Genomic DNA, 18,980 nt, shown 5'->3' on the forward strand with positions numbered 1-18,980 from the left:
ATTTGATGTACCTGGAGGCCTAAGCTAAACTTATAAACAGATGAGGTGCCCCCTACAAGGCGCCTCATCTGTTTGAAGGAATTTATACTATGCACTAATTACCGCCTGCTTTGCGCCGCTCCAGAACCAGTAGAATACAACTGATTAAAGAGTAACTTAAAAGTGCCATGCGCCTGGCCTCTGAAGGTAATCTCCGGCCCGAAGGCGTAGAAGGTGCCTGCGCCCACGGGGGCAGAGAAAGCTGTCACACCATCCTTTAAATACGCCTGTCCCCAAGCCCAACCACTGCGGAGTGGTTTATCGGTGGAGAACCAAGCCAGCGGTTTTACCACGCCGTTGGCCACGGCATCTGGGGTGAGCTTGAACACGGGGCTGTTATCAAAGTACACATCGCCCTCGGTAGGCATGCCCCAGGTAGCAGGTTGGTTAGTGGCGTATTTCACGCGCAGAATGCTGCCAGGAATGTAGTATTTGGTAGCTGCAAGGGGCCTTGCTTGTCCGGTGGCGTTCATCTCTACTAGAGCGTTGCTCACGGGCAAACCCAGATGGTAGGCCAAGTTGGTGCTGGTGCCAATGGTAACCACGGTGCCGCCTGCTTCCATGAACTTCCGGAGGGCCGGAATCGACTTTTCTGCTGTAATAGAACCCAGCTGAGAGCGGTACTCGGCCGGAATGTCTTCGGGTTTAGGGCCTCTTCCTTCATTGCCTCGCTCCGTGTTCCCTTGCGCGCCCATGGGTGGAATAGCCCGTGTTACAAACAAAATCACATCATATTTCTTGTTCAGCTCACCGGCGTCAATGTCTTTGGCATACACCAACTGGATAGGGAAATGGTATTGCTCCATGATCCAGCGCGTCCAGCCCGAGGGCATAGAACCTCCATAGGTATCCCACAAGGCAATGCGTATGGGAGAGACTTTGGTGGTGGCACCGGCCGGGCGCTGCGCGACTCCTTTGATGGGGAGGCCGTAGTCAGCAGCGGCTTTTTGCACGAGGGCTCTGGATTTGTCAGTGGCTGGAACGAAGAAGTTGCCTTGATCGGTGCCAACGGCCGGCATGCGGTATACCTCGGCCCCGGCCTGGAGCAAGTCATTGACCGCAATGAACGAATGGTTGGCACGGGCATCCAGTACATAGCCGGCGTCTGCAGTTGCTGCTTGCAGGTTGCCTTTGGGAGCTTGCAGTTCGCCGTACGGGATAGCCTGGAATGGTCCTTTGAAGCTGTCCAGGATACGGTCAAACTGCACACCCATCTGGAACGCCAAAGTCCAACCAGCAGCGTCATACGGCCTAATGGGAGGTCCGCCCGGGTACTGGAAATCGTTGGGGTGTTCCTGCGGCTCAAACATATCCATGATATGTGGCCGGAACGCCTGATCGGTTTTCACCACGTAAGAACCGGCCGGGTAGTTTTTGCCTGCCACGGTGAAGGCTTCCGTAGCCTTGTGCACCTGGATGCCTGATTTAATCAACGCATTGATAAAGGTAACCGCGGTAGGAAAATCGGGCTGGGCCGCCGAGAGGATGTAGCCTCTGGGGTCACGCAGAGCTGGGTCTTTGAACACCGTCTCAAAGTGCTTGGTCTGAACGCCGCTTCCGGGAGCTGACTCGTTGTTGGCATTATCGGCATCGGCAGCCTTCTGGTCTTTGGCCTGCGCAGCCGTCACGGCCTCCACGCTTTTAGGGGAAAGAGCCCAATAATCTTTACTGCCGCGTTCAATGGAGTTCTTGCCCATGCGGTAGATATTGTACAGTAATTCATCGCTGTGTCGGGCGGCATAGTTAAGCACGGCATAGTTGAGCGACACAGAATAGTCAATAGACTGCTTGAAATGCCACTTCTGCGGCACCACTGGGTTAGGCGTGGCGCCGTTGGGGATTAGGCGTTGCGGCACTAACGGCACTTCTTCCGGGGTAGGATGCCCGATGATCTCGGTGAGCAAACCCACCATGTTGTGGAAGTAAGGCGTAGTGCGCAAACCACCGTTCCACCAGGTGGAGAACTGGGAGCCGGCGCGCTGGGTGTAGCCGGGTTTGCCCTCAGCGTTCAGGCGGTTGTTCATGGCGGCGCCCACGGCATCAATGCTGGTCACTAGTAAGGGGTCATACACGTAGTTGAACGGATCTCGGTACGGCGGTCCCGCCAGCACCGATCCGGCGGGACCGCGCTGGTGGTGGTTGTACATGATCTGCGGAATCCATTCCACAAACAACTGCCGGCTGATGTTCTGCGACTCCTTCATGTTGTTCATGAAGAAATCGCGGTTGTTGTCGTGGCCCACGTATTTCTGGTACAGGCGGGGCAGGTGGTTCAGGGAGCGGTTCTTTTCCTTGCGCTCGCGCATGTACCAGTTGCTCACTAGTTCCTGCCCGTCGGGGTTGGCGTGCGTCATGAGCACGATGGTCTGGTCCAACAGGCGCTTCGTCTCGGCGTCTTGGCGGCTTACCAGATTCCAAGCGGTTTCAATCAACTGGTGAATGCCCACCGTTTCAGTAGCGTGCAACCCACCGTCAATCCAGACCACGGCTTTGCCCTCAGCGGCTAAGGCACGGGCTTGTTCCTCTGTGAGGTTTTCTGCCCGGGCGAGTTTCTGGGAAATCTCTTTGTAGCGGTTAAGATTCCTGATGTTCTCCGGTGAAGAAACAATCAGCATGAACTGGTGACGACCTTCCTCCGTGAGCCCAATATCTACCAGCTTGGTGCGATCAGAGGTAGCCAGTTTCTTGAAATACGCTTCGGTTTGCGTGAACGTAGCCAGTTGGTAATCGTCGCCAATGTTGAAGCCGAAGTGCTCTTTGGGAGAAGGAATGGTCTGCGCTTGACAGACCGCCACCGTCAATAGCAGCAGGAGCGTAAGGGAACGGTAAAACTTAGGGAGCATAGAAACAGGTGTTAGAGGTGAGAGGAAGGCAAACTGGAAGGAGGTATATCTCTTTTTTGTCATCCTGAAAGGATCTTGTGGGTAAGTAGTAGTAGCGCTTAAGGCAGGGCTTTCTAGTTCGCTCACAATATCCTTTCAGGATAACAAAGAGGGGGCGTGCTGTTTAGGGCTACTTTTACAAAAATGTGCTCAAAGCACCACCGAAGAACTATCTCTTTCCTTTAGCAATACCGGTCTCTGAAAGCAGCAAGAGCAAGGCGCGTTGGGTGCCCAGATAGGCTTTGTCGTTGATCCACCATTCGTCCAAGGCATGGGCGCCGCCACCTTTGCCGCCGCTGCCAATGGTCACAGCCGGTACGTTCTTGGAGAACGGGATATTGGAATTGGTGGAGCCTACCCGCAAGGAAGGATCACTGCCCAGGAACCGGGTGGCGGCCACGCTGCGCTGCACCAAGGCTACGCCAGGGTCAACCCCGCCGGCCGGACGATCCCCAATTAGTTTCACGTCAACGGTTAGGTTGGCGCCGAGGCGTTTCATCTGGTTTTCTTCCTGCAAGGCCCGCTGCACGGCGGCCTGCAAGAGTTTGTCAATGCCCTCTACCCGCTCCGGGCTCTCGGAACGCATGTCTACCTCCATCCAGGACTCAAAAGGAATAGAGTTCACCGAGGTGCCACCGCCAATAACCCCCACATTGTAGGTAGTTCTTATGCCTTCCTTGGTGAATTTGTCGGCTTCTACGGCGAAGTAGTGGATGGCTCGGCCCAGTGCGTTGTGCGGGTTGGCCAATCCAAACGCGCCTGAGGAGTGTCCGCCGGGACCTTTGAACGTGATGCGGTAGCGGTGCGAGCCCAAGCCTCGGTTGGTGACGGCTCCTAGGCCAATTCCATCCACAGCAATATAGGAGTCTATTTTAGGGCCTTTTTCAGAAAATAAGTGTTTCACGCCCCGCAGGTCACCTAAGCCTTCTTCGCCTACCGTGCCAACGAACAACACATCCGCTTCCGTTTCAATCCCGGTTTTCTCCAACGTCTTCAAAACCGACAGCACCATGGCCAAGCCTCGGGTATCATCAGCGATGCCAGGCGCGAGGAGCGTGTCGCCGCGTTGTTTCACTTTCACATCGGTACCTTCGGGGAAGACGGTGTCTAAGTGCGCTTCCATCACCACCGTTTTGGTGCCGGTTCTGCCTTTGCGCCGGGCCAGCACGTTGCCTACCTCATCTATCCAGACCGAATCAGCGCCCGCAGCCCTAAACATCTCGGCATACTTTCTGCCACGTACTTCTTCTTTGAAAGGTGGGGCGGGTATTTCGGTGAGCGTGATCAGGTCTTGGTGCGTTTGCGGCTCCAGGTCCAGAATAGTCTTGAAAGCGGCCTTTACTGCCGGGTTCTTGGCCAGGGTTTTTATCTCGTTTTCATAGCGCTTGTCTACGGAAACGGGTTTGGCTTTCTCTGTAGATTGGGCCAGGGTAGGCACGGCGAGGCAAAGGGCGAAAGTGGCAGGCAAAAGCCCACGGCAAAAGAGTTGGGTAGATCTGGACATGGTGGTTGGTTAGGCTTGCCTCCCGCTGTTTAGGGCTTCGGTTCTAGAAAAATGCCCTAAAACTTAGCGGGCAGGAATTAAAGATAGCGAGGTTAGGAGTAAGTGCAAACAGTGACGCTTGGGGTTTAGGAGAGAAAGCAGAAACGGATCAACTGTCTCATAAGCCTTGGACGAAATAGCGGGTACTACTTTCGGCTGTCTCATCCCGGTCAAAAGCTGCTTTTCACTTTCCTGTTGGCGCAGGATAAGTTCTTGAGGAGGTTTTCTTCCTCTACAGACGGCTTTTCATAATGGCGGCAATGGTTTCTATGCCTTCCCAGAGGTACTGAATCCGGACGTTTTCATTTTCGGCGTGCTGGTTGTTGTCATAGTTTACAATAGGCACCGTGATCACCTTCGTTCCTAAGATTTCCTCAAACAGGTACAGAGGCAGGCTTCCGCCCATAGACGGAATTAACACCAAGGGTTCCTTTGTGGTGGACTGTACCGCCGCCTGTATGCTTTTGGCGATAGGCAGATCCATGGGGGTGCGCTGGGCATTATAGCCGTGCTCTACCGTAATCTTGATGAGGTTAGGGTATTGGTTGCGGTCTTCTTCGGTGGGTTCTCTGTCAATGACCTGAAATCCCTGACTCTTGATGTGGGCGATCACTTTCTCCACTTGCCTCCTGTAATCGTTGCCTTTTACCAAACGGAGGTCTAAAACGGCTTCGGCTTTGGTGGGGATAACGTTGCTGGCAAGGGAACCTACGTTGGCGCTTTGCAGGCCATTGATGTTCAAGGTGGGTTGCATGATGCCTTCTACCAAAGACCGGTTAGGGTTTTCCGGGGTATTGACCCCAAGTTCTTTCTTCAACTGGGCATCTTGGTCAGGGATTTGTGCCAGGGCGCTTTTCTCGGTAGCCGTCAGGGGCGTTACGTCGTCATAGAAGCCGTTCACCAGCACCTTGCCTTGGTCGTCTTTCATGGAGGCCAATAGCTGGGCTAGTTTGAGGGCCGGATTAGGTGCCCAGTTGCCATAATTGCCGCTGTGCAGCGGGCGTTTGGCGCCGTAGACGGTGAGCGCCATGTTCACATCGCCCCGTACGCCGTACACAATCGTTTTCCGTCCCGAGACATGCCTGGGCGCGTCAATGATGATCCAGCAATCGGCCTGTAGCTTGGCTTTGTGCTGCTGAAAAATCTCGTTCAGGTGGATGGAGCCTACTTCTTCTTCGCCCTCAAACAAAAACTTGATGTTGGCGTTCAGGCGTTGGCCGGTTTTCACCAGCGCCTCATAAGCATTCAGGATGGCCATGACCCCGGCCTTGTCATCGGCGGATCCCCGGCCCAGAATGCGCCAATTGGGGTTCACGGCCTCACCGTTTTGATAAGGGCCCATGATCTTGCCGCCGCTTTCCAGCGGGGCCGTGATGAGCACAGGTTTAAAAGGCTCCACTCCCTGGTACCACTGCTTGGGGTTGACGGGTTGCCCGTCATAGTGCGCGTAGAACCCGATGGTCTTGGTAGCGCCCGGCGTTCTGATCTCCCCAAAGACGGCCGGGGTAACCTCTGCGGTGGTGCCCGTCAATAGTTCGGCCTTGATGCCCCTGCGGTCCATCATCTCCTGTATAAAAGCGGCGTTCTTCCGGATGTTGACCGTGTCTGTAGAAACGTTAGGGATGGACAGAAACCGAATGTACTCCTCCATCAACTTTTTGTCGTTTTGACGGATGTAGTTCTGCACCTTCTGCGCTTGCAGATAAGACGTGCAGCAAAGCGTGGAGACCGCGAGAGCAAAGATTTTGAAAAGGCGTGCCTGCATGGGCGGATTATGATTTATTAAAAAGATTCAGCCAAAGGACTTCTGCTAAGATAACTGGGTGTTCTGCTTTTCAAAGGCGATAGACAAACTTCCGCGGGTTCTTTTCCAAGGATAGAGGTTCTATGACAGCTTTGCGCCTGTTTTTCTGAAAAGAGAACGAAAGCAGCTAAGCCGAAAATCAAGGCAACCTCTTTATCTTGGGGATGAAAAACATATTTAATCATCTGTTTATGGCTAAGGAAATGAAAGGGAGACGGGAGTTTTTGAAGAGCTCGGGATTGGCTACGCTCCCTTTGCTGTTACCAACCGGCTTTTCTGCTCCGGCGGCACTCGCGGGGTACGCGGCCAAAGAGGCAAGCGTCAATTTTGTGACCGATGGTGCCATGCCTTCCCCGGCCGAGTATGTGCAGGAACTTCAAGCCGTGGTGGAGAAATACCCCGAAGTGCAGGACACCTATGCCAAAGGTGGGGCGGTAACCCGTTTAGAGGAGGAGTTTGCGAAACTGACCGGAAAACAGAAAGCGATCTTCATGCCCTCGGGAACTATGGCCAACAACCTGGCCTTGCGGGTGCTGAGCCAGGGAAAAGCCAAAATCTTTGTGCAGGAAATCAGCCACCTGTACCGCGACGAAGCCGATGCCGCCCAAACGGTGCATAGTAAACGATTAATGCCGCTGGCCCCGGGTAAAGCCGAGTTCACCTTAGAAGAACTGAAAGAGGCCATCGCGTACCATGACAAAGGAGAAGTTTTCAAAAGCGGCATAGGTGCCGTTTCCATAGAGAACCCGGTGAGAAGAGCCGATGGGCAGGTGTTTTCAATGGAGGAGATCAGGAAGATAGCGGCCTATTGCAAAGAGAACCAGATTAAACTCCACTTGGATGGGGCAAGGTTGCACCTGGCTTCCGCGTACTCGGGGGTGCCTATCCGGGAGTATGCCGCTCCCTTTGACACGGTGTATGTGTCTCTATATAAATACCTAGGGAGCAAAGGAGGTGCCATTCTGGCCGGAGACGCTACGGTCATTGACCAGATGCCGCATTTGATCAAGATCTTTGGCGGAAACATCTACCAGAACTGGCCTTATGCCGCCATGGCACTGGAGAAGTTGGCTACCATTGAAAGCCAGTTACAGAAAGCCCGCGCAAAAGGCGAGCAACTGATCAGCCTGGTGAACCAATCGGGTAACATGAAGATTTCCCCCATCCCCAACGGGAGTAACATCTTCAATCTACAGATGACCGCGCCGGTAGACTATAAGAAGTTCACCGCTTACCTGAAAGACAAGGAGCGTATCCAGCTCAGGATGCCCGATAGCCAAGGCATCATCAAGTTCTTTGTCAATGAAACCATCCTGAACAGAAGCAACGACGCTATTGTGAATGCCCTGAAAAAGGCGATCCAGTCGTCTTTGGCTTAGGCAGGGCTTATCGAGTCGTTTCTAAAAATGGGTTAAAAACGCCAGCCTTGCTGCGTGCAGTGTTCTTTAGGGCGGGGAGTCAACCTCAGGAGAAGGAAGTTTCTGGTGTGCTGCGGCGAACATTGCCTAGTAGGATTGCTCCTGCTTGTGCGCAATCCTATGGTTTTTATGCGTATCTTATTTGTTCAAACTAGAATTCTATGAAACATTTTTTTACGCTGTTTCTCTGTTTAGCCGCCGTGTTGCCTGGGTGGGCGCAACAGACGCAAAAGCCTGTCTTGCACGGCAAGAACTGGATGGCCATCACCGGGAAGCCCTTGGCGGCCACTGCGGGCTCCATGACTTTTCAGAAAGGGGGAAATGCGGTGGATGCGGCCTGTGCCATGTTGGCGGCAACCTGTACCATGTGGGACGTCTTAAGTTGGGGCGGTGAAACCCAGGCCCTGATCTACAACCCCAAGACCAAGAAAGTCATCGCCATTAATGCCATGGGCGTGGCTCCCACGGGTGCCACCGCGGAGTTCTTCAAAGGCAAAGGCTATAGTTTCCCGCCAGAATATGGTCCCTTGGCAGCTACTACCCCGGGTACCCCTGGCGGACTGCTGTACATGCTGGCCAACTACGGCACCCTAAGTTTGGAGCAAGTGCTGGCCCCAGCTATGGAAATGGCGGCTGGTTACCCCATTGAAGCCCAAACGGCCAACAGCTTTGAGCGGGAGAAAGAAAGGCTGAAGCAGTGGCCTTACAGCAAAAAGGTCTTCCTGACGCACCCCGGTCAGAAAAGGGAAGCCCCTGAGGCCGGCGAAATCTTTGTGCAGAAAGACCTATTGGCCACCCTCACCAAGATGGTGGAAGCCGAGAAAGCGGCTTTGAAAAAAGGAAAGAATCGCAAAGATGCCATCATGGCGGCATATGACCGTTTTTACACCGGTGACATTGCGAAGGAATTTGTGCGGGGATGCCAAGAGCAAGGCGGTTTGATTACGATGCAGGATTTAGCTAAATGGAAGCCCATAGAGGAAGAGCCGCTGTCCGTGAAGTATAAAGGCATTGATGTGTACAAACTGCAGCAATGGACCCAGGGCCCGGTGTTGTTACAAGCCCTCAATATCCTGGAGAACTTCGATCTGAAAAGCATGGGGCATAACAGCTCCAAGTACATCCACACGCTGTACCAGACCATGAACCTCACCTTCGCTGACCGGGATTTTTATTATGGTGATTCTTACTTTGCGCCGCAGGAACCCATCAAAGGCCTTCTCAGCAAAGAGTACGCAAAGCAGCGGGCAGCGCTTATCCAGTTTGACAAGAACAATCCTGCTATCGGGCCGGGTGACCCTTATCCGTTTGAGGGCAAGGGCCTGAAGAATCCGTATCTGCAACTGCTTAAGGAAAGAGGCTACGAAATGGATACTACCAAACGGAACTTCGCCCCTACCCATGACATCCGGAATGGCTCCTCCAAGGTTGAATATGAGCAACGACTATGGTTAGGCACTACCACCGTAGAAGCCGCCGATAAAGAGGGATGGGTAGTATCGATCACGCCCAGTGGTGGATGGAACCCTGCTTGCATTGCCGGTAACACGGGTGTAGGCATGAGCCAGCGGATGCAGAGCTTTGTGCTGGATGCCGCTTTAAACCCTTTCAACGTGGTGGAGCCTGGTAAAAGACCCAGGGTGACTCTAACGCCTTCCATGGCCCTGAAAGACGGCAAGCCTTTCTTGTCCTTCGCGGTGCAGGGCGGCGATACCCAGGATCAGAACCTGTTGCAGTTCTTCCTTAACGTAGCTGATTTTGGCATGAATGTGCAGCAAGCCGCTGAAGCTGCCAACTTCAATACAAACCAACTCTGGCTTTCATTAGGAGGCACCAAGGCCGATGACCGTAAACCAAAACCCGGACAAATATTGCTGCATGATAGTACTCCAGACGCAGTGCGAGACCAGTTAAAGAAAATGGGCTACATTTTGAGTTTCGATGACCGTACCAGCGGCCCCATCAATGCCATCTATTTTGACTGGAAGCACGGAAGTTTCTGGGGTGGTTCCAGCAACCATGGCGAAGACTATGGCATAGGATGGTAATCTGCACCCAATTTTACTTGTGTAAATTGGCATTAGCTAAACCCACCGAAGTGCTGACCCTTGGCTAAAAATCTCTGTGGTCGTACAGCCAAGAACTGAAGTATGGTAGCCCTGCTGCTTTTTCACCAGAAAGCAGCAGGGCTATCTGCGTTTAGACGTGTTGTGAGGAAGAACATAATTGGTCAGCTTGTTAAATATACCCATTTCTCTTGTCCATTCTCCGCCCAGTCTCTGTTTAAAGACGGACAGGTTTGTGCCTCATGCAAGAACTTGTGCGTATTTTTTCCTCATTTATACCTCTTGTCTAAACAAGAAGGCATACAGAGGAACTCTCCTGTAAGTAGGTAATCTAATATATTGTTGAGCTTAGGTTTGTCTTATTTCTACTTCACTGTTCTTTAGAGGAGGCAATAATGGTCTTTTAAAGGCTACTTATAGTATAAAAGATTAATAATAGTGCTGCATCATTCTTGTAGTTAACTGCTATTTTCCTTCGCTTCTGAATTTATCTCTTCCTATAATCAAAATCGGGTTTAATCTCTAACAATAGGGTTAAATGCGCTCCTGAGCTGTTTTGCTTAAAATGGCTTTAAAATACTTTTAGATAGTCTGAATTAATATCTAGCTCCGCAGAGATTCTTTTAAGCGTTTACAAGGCTGTTTTATAAAACCGGTAGTCTTTTAATAATTATAAAAAATGTTATAACTAATTAGAATTGTAAATATTTAGGATAATACATGTAGGTAAGTGTTAAGTGAGATTGACGAAGTATAAAGAACTTCTATATATAAAAGTCATATAATTTAAATTTTTGTCCTTATTTTAATATTAAATATGATTTTAGTTGGTAGAAATAAGATTGTGTCCTTATCTTTATCAACTCAGGAGAATGTGTTCTTTTAATAATAGGCATATCTCATGGCAACCTCAGCAATCCCCCGGCAACTTATTGGTTCACTCTATGGCACAATTTTACCGCCGTCTCTTTTTCGTATTCTATCTACTCTTGATTTGCAGCACGCAAATTCTTGCGCAGGATTGTGAAGTCTCTATTTCTTCCGAAGGACCTAACGCGTTGTGCCCGGGAGGCCAAGTGGTGTTAGTGGCTACCTCAGGCAGTGCTGGTGCTACGTTTCAATGGCAAAAAGATGGGGCAGTGCTTCCCGGCCAAACTGGTAGCAGATTAACAGTAGCTAACACGGGAAATTATACCGTGGTGGTTAAAGGTACCTCGTGTACAGAAAAAGTCTCTGCTCCTTTTACCGTTACAACAAGTTCTAACCCAACCGCAGATTTCACCTTCGCCAATAATGCTTGCTCTGGCACAAACGTAAAATTCACGGGCCTGCCAACAGGGTCGGGGTTCACCTATGCCTGGGACTTTGGAGATCCTACCTCAAGTAGCAACACCAGTACTGCCCAGGAGCCAAGTCATATCTTTATTTCAAATGGTACGGGCACGGTGCAATACACCGTTAAACTTAAAGTAACCAATGCGGGCGGTTGTACTAACGAAATCTCCAAAGTAGTTACTATACGGCAAAGAGCAGATCCTTCTCTGGAGGATGTTTTGGCCACCCAGAATTTTACTATTCCATTTACAAACTGTTCCCAAACAGCCTCTAGTTATCTCCTGAAGGTCAGGAACACCTCTGCCACCAAAAGCACAAACCAATCTTACAGAATTGAGTGGGGTGATAGCACCAGTCAGAATTTCCCGGCTTCTTTTGAGGGAGCGGAGCACACCTACACGAAGCAGGGGGAATTCAACTTGAAGCTGATTATTGTGGGCCAAAATGGTTGTACCACCACCAAGAACATAAAGGTTTTTAATGGAAGTAACCCAAGTTTAACAGTAGGTAGCCCAGGTAACACTGTAGGGTGTGCTCCTGTGGCCTATACTTTCCCCATTACAGGGGTGGCCAACAATAGCCCATCTACCATTTACACCTTCTCCTTTGATGATGGCTCTCCTGCGTATACGTTCACCCAAGCAAATGTGCCTACCAGTCTTACCCACACGTTTAGGAAGAGTTCTTGTAACAATAACTCCCAAGACTCCTTTGTTTTAACTGCTACTGCCTCCAACCCCTGCGGAACCACCAATGTTACGGTAAGCTCTATTTTCATTTCGGCTACACCAAAAGCCAAATTTGTGGTAGACACAAAGGAGCCGGTGGGGTGCTTGAATACTCCGCTTACCCTTAAGAACACGTCTGATCCCGGGGCAAACATGCTGGGTATTGGCAGGTGTAACACCAACGCCAATTACCAGTGGGAAATAAGCCCCGCCACTGGTTGGAATCTTACCTCCGGTACCCTGACCTCTTTTAGCCCGGTCATTAACTTCACCAAAACGGGGGATTACAGCATTAAGCTCAAAGTAACCAATAGCTGTAGTTCACACGATACAACCATGGTTTTCTCCGTTGTAGATACGCCTACTTCAGAGTTCACCACTTCTTTAAATCCCGCAAACGGATGTACGAACGTAGAGGTAGCCACAAACAACCAGTCTGTGGGAGAGCTAATCTCCTATAATTGGTTTGTGACTCCTAATACCGGTTACACCATCACTTCGGGCTCTCTCACCAGTAAAGATCCTGTTTTCAACTTTACCCAAGCGGGGCTTTACACGATCAGCCTGAAAACCAGTAATCCTTGCGGGACAGATTCCAGTAGCACCCAAATCACGGTAACATCTCCGCCTACAGTTTCTTTGCCCGGGGCAAGCGAGTTATGCCAGCCGCAGGTGATTGCTTTTACAGATGCCAATACCCCATTCAGGCCCGTGTATACTTCCAACTTCGGAACAATCTCGGCCTATAAATGGGCAGTGACCGGAGCCGGTGGGGCAACGTTTGTGGCGGGTACTACAGATGCCTCGCAATACCCGTCCATCAATTTTCCGGCGGCAGGAACGTATACGGTCACCCTCACCGCCACAAATGAGTGTGGCATCTCAATTGCGGCTAATCAGGAAATCACGATTAGAGATTTGCCTGCGCCTCCTGCGGTGGCAGGGGCTACTATTTGCGAAGGCCAGCCTGTTACCTTAACTGTTGCCGGACCAGCGGCGGGTACCACCTATAGATGGTATGATGGTGCCTCAGGCGGCAGTCTTTTGTTTACCGGTGAGGCCTTTACGCCTGCTCAGAACCTGTCGGCTACTACTACCTTTTATGTAGAAGCGGTTAATGGCTTCAATTGCGTAAGTACCCCCAGAACTCAGGTGACGGTGGTGGTACTAAAGGGAGTCTCCAACAACACCATCACCGCGCAGGCGCCGTTCACGGTATGCGAAGGCGAACCGTTAAAAGTGATTACCGGCTCCCAGCCCACGGAAGGAGATGGAGCGCCTTATCAGTTCAAATGGCAAATCAGCACCGATGGCGTAGTGTACACAGATGCACCGGGAATTAATAATGGGCAGGATTACACTCCGGGGCTTATCTCCCGCAATACCTGGTTTAGGAGAACCATTTCTTCGCAGACGTGTCCAATAAACGAAAGTAATGTGGTGTCCTTCACCTTCAGTCCTACACCTGCATCTCCTGTGCTGGTACAGAATGATGTCGCTATTTGTGAGGGGCAGCAGGCGAACCTCATCGTGAATGCCCAGACAGGTTTTACATATAGATGGTACACTGCAAATGTAGGTGGTGCTTTGGTGGCTACCGGAGAAACGTATAGAACCCCTGCCCTGACCCGCGATACGGTGTTCTTCGTGGAGGCCATCAATGAGAATGGTTGCGGAAGCTCATCACGGTCTGAGGTGCGCATTAGGGTAGCTCCCATTATTGCCGATAATACTATCCTTGGAAGCCAAGATATTTGTACCGGGCAAACGCCTGGGGCGCTTACGGGCTCACAGCCAACAGGAGGTAATGGAGTTTTTACCTATGTCTGGGAAAGTAGTACCACTTCCGGTTCCACCGGGTTTGCGCCTATTCCTAACGCCAATGCCAAGGATCATTCGCCTACTGCCCTTACTACCACTACTTGGTTTAGGAGGGTAGTTGGTTCCGCTGGTTGTGTGACAACTAGCGGCGCAATAGAAGTAACAGTTCGGCCTGAAGTTACTGACAATACCATTTCTTCTAGCCAAATTATTTGTACCGGCAGCGTTCCAATCGCGTTTATCGGCTCACAACCCCTAGGTGGAAATAATGTCTATGCCTACCAATGGGAAATGAGCACCACCTCCGGGACCGATGGTTTTTCGGTTATTACGGGGGCTACCGGGAAAGACTTTACTCCTTCGGTAGCGCTTACCCAAAATACCTGGTTCCGGCGGATTGTGGAATCAGGGGCCTGTAACAGAAGTGAGAGTGTCGCCGTGCTGGTAGAAGTGCAACAACCGATCGCAGGGAACACCATATCAGCCGAGCAAACGATTTGCGCGGGTGAGTCCATCAGTCCTTTGGTTGGATTAGATCCTACTGGGGGAAGCGGCGTCTACACCTATGTGTGGGAGCAAAGTACTGTATCAGCTTCTACCGGTTTCAGCCCAATAACTAACGCCAACGCCCGTGATCTTGCTTCCATGCCTCTCTCCGCCACTACTTGGTTTAGACGGGTAGTCACCGGAGGTGCCTGCGAGCCTAGTGTCAGTAACGTAGTGCAGGTGACAGTAAATCCGGCACTTGAAAATAACATCATCACCAATGGGCAGAGCCAAATCATCTGTACTGGTTCTACTCCGGCGCTCCTGCAGGGGGCGCTGCCAACCGGAGGAGACAATGTTTTCACATATCAGTGGGAGCAAAGCACAGACGGTGTTTCCTTTGTTGACATCTCCGGAGCTATTGAAAAAGACTATGCGCCCGGAGCACTCACCCAGGATACCTGGTACAGAAGAAAGGTGATTTCCCATACCTGTACTTCGGTTAGTCCGGTAGTGAAGGTGGAGGTGCAGCAGCCTATTGCAGACAACACCATTCTGGGAGAGCAAACCGTCTGCGCCGGCTCTGCGGCTCAGGCCTTGACAGGCTCTCAGCCTACCGGAGGATCCGGGGTGTACACCTATCAGTGGGAAGCCAGTACCGACGGTAACACCTTTACCCCGGTTGCCAATGCAACGCAAGCCGAATACACTCCTACCAACCTAATGCAGACGACCTGGTTTAGACGCCGGGTGGAAGGCGGTCCCTGCGTGCCTAGTCTCAGCAACAGCATCAAGGTGACGGTAACGGTTCCGGTGACAAACAACACCATTAGTGCCCCGCAAACCATCTGCAGTAACACAGCGCCGGTTGCGTTAAAAGGCTCTGTTCCTGTTAGTAGCCCCGATGCAGTGTTTGTTTATACCTGGGAAAGCAGCACAACCTCGGCCACCGCGACCGACTTTGCTCCAATTGCGGGAGCCGACGGGATCGACTATACCCCTGGTGCACTCACCCAAACGACCTGGTTCAGGAGGGTGGTGTCAACAGGCGGTTGTACCAGTACTTCCCTGGCAATACAGATCAAGGTGGAACCATTGCCTCCTGCCCCTACAGTTGCAAACCAGGTGATCTGTGAAAATAATAGTGCTACCCTGTCGGTAACTGGGGCCAGTTCTGACACCTACCAGTGGTTTGATACTGAAACCGGAGGTACGCCTCTGGCGCAAGGTGCTACCTTTAACACCCCTGTGCTTACCGCTTCCACTACCTACTATGTGCAGGTAACCAATGCCATTGGGTGTACTAGCCCACGGGCAGCAGTTCAGGTGACGGTGAATCAGAACATTGGCAACAACATTGTGTCTAACAACCAGGCGCTTTGCGTGGGCTCCAGCCCAAGCCTTCTGACTGGTACTTCACCTACGGGCGGAAACGGTGTCTATACCTACCTTTGGGAGCGGAGTATTACAGGTGCGGATGCCGGGTTTAGCCCTGCCCCTGGAGTAAACACCGACAGTACCTACTTGCCTACCAATATCACTACTGTTACCTGGTTCCGGCGGAGGGTAACCGCAGGACCTTGCTTGCCAAGTGTAAGTGAGGCGGTAAGGATTTCGATTAGTCCGGTCATTACCAACAACAGGATTTCGTTTCCGCAGAACACTTGTTCTGGTACCCCACCCGCTCCCATCACGGGAACCCAGCCACAGGGAGGCGACGGTACTTACACCTATCTATGGGAAAGCAGTACCACAGGGTCAACCAGTGGCTTCGGGCCGGCTGCCGGCAATAACCAGGGAAGTACCTATCAACCGGAAAGCCTTACCCAAACTACCTGGTTCAGGCGGACTGTTTTCTCTGGAGGATGTTCCATAACGTCGGCGGTGGTGCAGATAACGGTTGTGCCGGTCATCAGCAATAATACGGTCACCGCTGACCAAACCATCTGCAGTGGAGATGCCGCTCAACCGCTGGTAGGTTCTGCGCCAACAGGGGGTAGTGGTACCTATACTTACCTATGGGAAAGCAGTACTGACGGTACCTTGTTTACGGCTGCTCCCGGGGACAACAGGAAAGCCAACTACTCTCCGGGTGCTGTGAGGGTGACTACCTGGTACCGGCGCACGGTGACCTCTTTCCCATGCCTGGAAAGTAAGAGTACCCCTGTGATGGTGACAGTGATCACGCCAATTGCCAATAACGTCATCAGGACTGGGCAGGAGATCTGCGCCGAAACCGCTCCAACCTTGCTTCAAGGATCGCTGCCTACCGGGGGCGGACCTAACCTTACCTACCTATGGGAAGTGAGCACAACTGGACCTACCAGCGGCTTTGGTCCGGCGCCCGGCGCTAACACCGAGATCAATTATCAGCCAGGTGTCCTGACACAGACCTCGTGGTTCAGGAGAATGGCCGTCTCGGTACCTTGCCAGACCCAGGCAAGTAACGTGATACAGATTAAGGTAAATCAACGGCCGTCACCTCCTGCGTTGGTGACGCTCAATCCAAGAATATGTCCCGGCGATAGAATCAATGTCACGGTTACCAACCCTGGGTTTGGGGTGGAGTGGTATGACCAGCCGCAAGGAGGCACGCTTCTTTATACTGATGTAACGTTCCCAACGCCTGCCCTTACGCAGACCACCACTTTCTATGTGCAGTCCATCTCTCGGGAGGGTTGCCCCAGCAGTACCAGAACAGCTGTGAAGGTGGAGGTAGTGCCAGCAGTGGCAGATGCCGGGCCAGATGTGACCATCATCATAGGACGTTCTGCAAACCTGCTGGCTTCAGGGGGCGTGAAGTATGAATGGTCTCCGGCCACGGGGTTGTCTTCGGTGAACACCGCTGCCACTATCGCCACGCCTACAGAAACCACTACTTACACGGTGACTGTCACTACGGCCGAAGGGTGCTATGCCACTGATCAGGTCACCGTAACAGTTCTGCCGGAAATCTTCATCCCTAACGTGCTTACTTTAAACAAAGATGGCATAAACGATGACTGGGAGATTCTACACATAGAGAAATACCCCAACTGTAAAGTGGAGGTGTTTAATAGATGGGGTACGAAGCTTTTCTCATCCCAAGGCTACCAGACCCGCTGGGATGGAAATTACGAGGGCAAGCAATTGCCGGTAGGGGCCTACTATTACATCATCCAATTGGACCAAGACGAAAAACCAATCTCAGGAAGTATCACCATCATCAAATAAGGGCATGAAAGGGAGATTTTTAGTTACGGTGTGCCTCGCAATTCTTTGTGTGGCTTCCTTCCAGGCAGTTGGGCAGCAAATGCCCCAGTTCAGCCAGTATATGACGAATAGCCTGGTGATCAATCCGGCGGTGGCCGGGATAGAAAATTACATGGACATCCGTTCGTCTTTCCGGAAGCAGTGGATAGGCATTGAAGGGGCTCCTACTACGTTGTACACCAGTGTGCACGCCTCTATTGGCAAAAGTGACCGTAATGCCACTGGGCGGGGGAAATTCAGGAACAGGAGCAAAGGAATGAAGCACCGGGTCAACCGCAACAACCGCTTCAAGCGCGTGGCGCCGCATCATGGGGTTGGGGCGGTCGTTCAGGTAGACCAGGCTGGGTTGCTCAGGACAAGCTCTGTCAACATGGTGTACTCCTTTCATGTGCCCCTTACCAGTACCTTAAATCTTTCCTCGGGCATTTCTGCGGGAGCAGTGCGCAACAGCTTCAACACCAGTAAGGCCCGGGCCGTCAATGGCTCCGATGTGGCGTTGCTGGGCGACCAGGTGAATATGACCAAGGCCGATTTGAATGTGGGAGTCTGGCTCTATTCGCCTAGTGCTTTTCTTGGAGTCTCAGGCGCGCACCTGATCAACAGCGGAAGTGATTTTCAGACACCTCTGGATTACTCCATCTCTGGCAGGCTAGTGCCCCATTATTTTGTGACGGCCGGGTATCGGTTTCAGGTAGAAGACTTGATGATTACTCCTTCGGTGCTGTACAAGAAAGCCGTGCCGGGGCCTGGTACCTTTGACCTGAACCTGAAAGCCATGTACAATGAGCGGGTTTGGGTGGGGGCCTCTTACCGGAACAAGGATGCGGTTTCTTTTCTTTTTGGGTTGAACGTAAGCCACGTGCTTGACTTTGGTTACTCCTATGACCTGACTACCTCTAGCCAGAACAAGACCAGCGCCGGCTCGCATGAGTTCATGGTAGGCTTTAAAGTAAACAATAAATTGAAAGTGCTGTGCCCGCAATGGGTTTGGTAGTGCTCTGGGGAATTAGGCCAAGTTGAAAATTTGAGTCGTTACAGCAGGCCTTGGTTTTTGGTTGCTTTCCAGAAAATAGGCCAAAAGCGGAGGAGATCAGATTTTTTTTTAAACCGATTTAAAAGTATGATAGCCAAAGAGGTCAGTTTCTCTTAAACTGAAAGCAATATTTCAAATTCATGTAGTAAGCCTTGCCGGGCTCCCAAAAACTTTATTTGGGAGATCAGGCAAGGCTTCTTTTTTTTAAGCCTTTTTGTAGAAACTAATCAAAAAATCAACTTCTGTGGGTGAATCTTTCTATTACCAGGAGAAAGGACGCAATCCTGCTTAGCTGCTAAGCAGTTCTTTTTTTTAACCCCTGATAGCTGTCTGTTAAAGTCTAACTTCTTGCCTTTATGAGTAATCGACTTGTTCTCAAAGAAGTGCTCGAAAAAAGAAGGCTTAAATATCGCAATAGTTGAATATAGTTTAATCAATGAAATTACATTTTATTTCCTAAATTTGTCCAAGTGTATGAATTTGGATTAAAACTATTTAAATAGCCCCTATAATCCACTGTTGTACCCCAGTTTAGGCATCAGATTTTATCATTCAAAATGCCTCTTAAATGGA

The 18,980-nt window shown here is 51.3% G+C and carries 7 protein-coding genes; 4 read left to right on the plus strand and 3 right to left on the minus strand.

Annotated elements, in window-relative coordinates; all coding sequences use genetic code 11:
* Positions 1–98 precede the first annotated feature (98 nt).
* The 3 genes from ACW9SV_RS08530 to ACW9SV_RS08540 all read right to left on the minus strand — a co-directional run bounded on the left by ACW9SV_RS08530 (position 99) and on the right by ACW9SV_RS08540 (position 6,229).
* Positions 99–2,882 (minus strand): M14 family metallopeptidase, encoded by a 2,784-nt coding sequence (locus tag ACW9SV_RS08530; RefSeq protein WP_479556314.1) that lies wholly within the window; start codon positions 2,880–2,882, stop codon positions 99–101.
* 208 nt (positions 2,883–3,090) lie between these two features.
* Positions 3,091–4,425: a M20/M25/M40 family metallo-hydrolase gene (locus tag ACW9SV_RS08535; RefSeq protein WP_479556315.1), complete on the minus strand. Its 1,335-nt coding sequence runs from the start codon at positions 4,423–4,425 to the stop codon at positions 3,091–3,093.
* Between the two features lie 271 nt (positions 4,426–4,696).
* On the minus strand, positions 4,697–6,229 hold the full coding sequence (locus ACW9SV_RS08540) for a M20/M25/M40 family metallo-hydrolase (RefSeq protein WP_479556316.1): 1,533 nt from the start codon (positions 6,227–6,229) through the stop codon (positions 4,697–4,699).
* Positions 6,230–6,471: 242 nt separating this feature from the next.
* Between ACW9SV_RS08540 and ACW9SV_RS08545 the strand changes: the two genes are divergently transcribed.
* The 4 genes from ACW9SV_RS08545 to ACW9SV_RS08560 all read left to right on the plus strand — a co-directional run bounded on the left by ACW9SV_RS08545 (position 6,472) and on the right by ACW9SV_RS08560 (position 18,368).
* Entirely contained in the window at positions 6,472–7,647 is a 1,176-nt protein-coding gene (locus ACW9SV_RS08545) for a threonine aldolase family protein (protein ID WP_479556317.1), read from the plus strand.
* 200 nt (positions 7,648–7,847) lie between these two features.
* Positions 7,848–9,734, plus strand: coding sequence for a gamma-glutamyltransferase family protein (locus ACW9SV_RS08550; RefSeq protein ID WP_479556318.1), 1,887 nt, complete (start codon positions 7,848–7,850; stop codon positions 9,732–9,734).
* A gap of 962 nt (positions 9,735–10,696) precedes the next feature.
* Positions 10,697–17,335 carry an Ig-like domain-containing protein gene (locus ACW9SV_RS08555; RefSeq protein WP_479556319.1) on the plus strand — a complete coding sequence of 2,213 codons (6,639 nt, stop codon included), beginning with the start codon at positions 10,697–10,699 and terminating at the stop codon, positions 17,333–17,335.
* A 4-nt stretch (positions 17,336–17,339) separates the two neighbouring features.
* On the plus strand, positions 17,340–18,368 hold the full coding sequence (locus tag ACW9SV_RS08560; RefSeq protein ID WP_479556320.1) for a PorP/SprF family type IX secretion system membrane protein: 1,029 nt from the start codon (positions 17,340–17,342) through the stop codon (positions 18,366–18,368).
* The last annotated feature ends 612 nt before the right edge of the window (positions 18,369–18,980 follow it).

This window comes from Rufibacter sp. JT20002, from assembly GCF_056491185.1.